This window comes from Burkholderia sp. Ac-20353, assembly GCF_017104785.1.
In the GTDB taxonomy this organism is placed as follows: Bacteria; Pseudomonadota; Gammaproteobacteria; order Burkholderiales; family Burkholderiaceae; genus Burkholderia.
This window is the reverse complement of sequence record NZ_JAAGPL010000458.1, coordinates 1-1,606: the sequence shown is the minus strand read 5'-3', so window position 1 is coordinate 1,606 and position 1,606 is coordinate 1. Positions and strand designations below refer to the sequence as shown.

General features: G+C 69.6%; 2 protein-coding genes and 1 pseudogene. All 3 read right to left on the bottom strand.

The features are described 5' to 3' along the window. Positions 1–359, bottom strand: a 359-nt coding sequence (locus tag G3N94_RS41255; protein WP_346778777.1) for a histidine kinase dimerization/phospho-acceptor domain-containing protein, incomplete at its 3' end; no start/stop codon positions are given. Between the two features lie 88 nt (positions 360–447). Continuing rightward, positions 448–1,371 carry a DMT family transporter gene (locus tag G3N94_RS41250; protein ID WP_205799899.1) on the bottom strand — a complete coding sequence of 308 codons (924 nt, stop codon included), beginning with the start codon at positions 1,369–1,371 and terminating at the stop codon, positions 448–450. 39 nt (positions 1,372–1,410) lie between these two features. Then, positions 1,411–1,606 (bottom strand): annotated as a pseudogene (locus tag G3N94_RS41245) (LysR family transcriptional regulator); the annotation flags it as partial.

Sequence of the window (1,606 nt, the reverse complement as noted above, 5' to 3'; positions counted from 1 at the left end):
GCGAATCGGGCGAGCGCGAGCGTGTCGTCGAGCAGCGCGCGCAGCGCAAACCGCTGCCGGGCGACGGCGAGCGCGCGCGTGTCGGCGCGCGGCGCATCGAGTGCGTCATCGATCAGCCTGACCTGCTGATCGATGCCGGCGCGAATGCCCGCGAGCGCGCGCTGCAGGTTCGGATCGGCATTGGCGAGCTGGCGCTCGAGCACGTACGCCCAGCTGTGCATCGCATTGAGCGGGCTGCGCAGGTCGTGCGACGCGGTCGACAGCGCCTGGTCGCGGAGGAACAGCGCCGCCTGCGCGGCATAGTGGGCTGCGCGTTCGCGCAGCAGGTCGGCGGCGGGATCGACGGGAGTGGACGTCACGGAGCAGGCCTGTCGTAAGCGGTTGGCATTGAAACTGCAGTTGAAACTGCAGTTGAAACACAAACCGCCATTATAGGGATCGTGTGCGTCACGCCGGCAGCGCGTCCTCGTCCTTCTTCCGCGCATCGCCGTTCGGCAGCAGCTGACAGGCGAGCAGGCCAGCGAGCATCAGCGCGCAGCCGAGCAGCCCGCGCAGCGTCAGTGTCTCGCCGAGTGCGGCCCAGCCGGCGATCGCCGCAAACACGCCTTCCATGCTGAAGATCACCGCCGCGTGCGCAGGCGCCGCGTCGCGCTGCGCGACGACCTGCAGCGTATAGCCGACGCCGACCGACAGCAGGCCGCCGTACAGCAGCGTCGGCAGCGCGCCGCGCAGCATCGTCGCATTGACGGGCTCGATCGCGAGGCCGACTGCCAGGCACAGCGCGCCGCAGACCACGAACTGCAGGAACGCGAGCACGAGCGGATCGTGACGCCGTGCGAGGTGGCCGACCGCCATCACGTGTGCGGCGATGACGACTGCGCCGGCGAGCTGGAACCAGTCGCCGTAGAGAATCGAGAAATGCTCGTCGATGCTCAGGAAATACAGCCCGATCGCCGCGAGCAGCGCGCCGAACCACGTGCCGGCGCCGATCCGGTGCCGCGCGAACACACCCATCAGCGGGACGATCACGACGTACAGCGAGCTGATGAAGCCGGCATTCGCGATCCGTGTGTACTGCAGGCCGACCTGTTGCAGCGAGATCGACACCGCGAGCAGCGTGCCGAGCGCGAGGCCGGGCAGCAGCAGCGCGGGAGCCTGGCGGATTGCCGCGAGGTGCGCGCGCGACGCCGCGTTCAGGCGCAGCAGCGGGATCAGCACGAGCGCGCCGAGCAGAAACCGCAGCCCGGTGAACAGGAACGGCCCGATCACGTCGAGGCTCAGCCGTTGCGCGACGAACGCGGTGCCCCAGATGGCGGCGGCGGCGAGCATCAGCAGGTTGGCGCGGAGGTGCTGGCGGGCGGCTGGCTTCATGAATGTTTGTAAGGTGGCGGACTGACGAAAGCCGTTAGTTTACGCCGACATTGCAAGGCTGTCGGCAAACCTTCGCAGCGACGCCGCCGAGCGCGGGTCGCGCACCCGTGAATACAGCACCACCTGCGAGCGTGGCAGCGGCGGCAGGCCGAACTTCGCGCCGACGTCGACGATCGTGCGCGGCGCGACGCGGCGGGCCAGCGGACACACGGCGAGCCCTGCGGCGGCGGCCGCA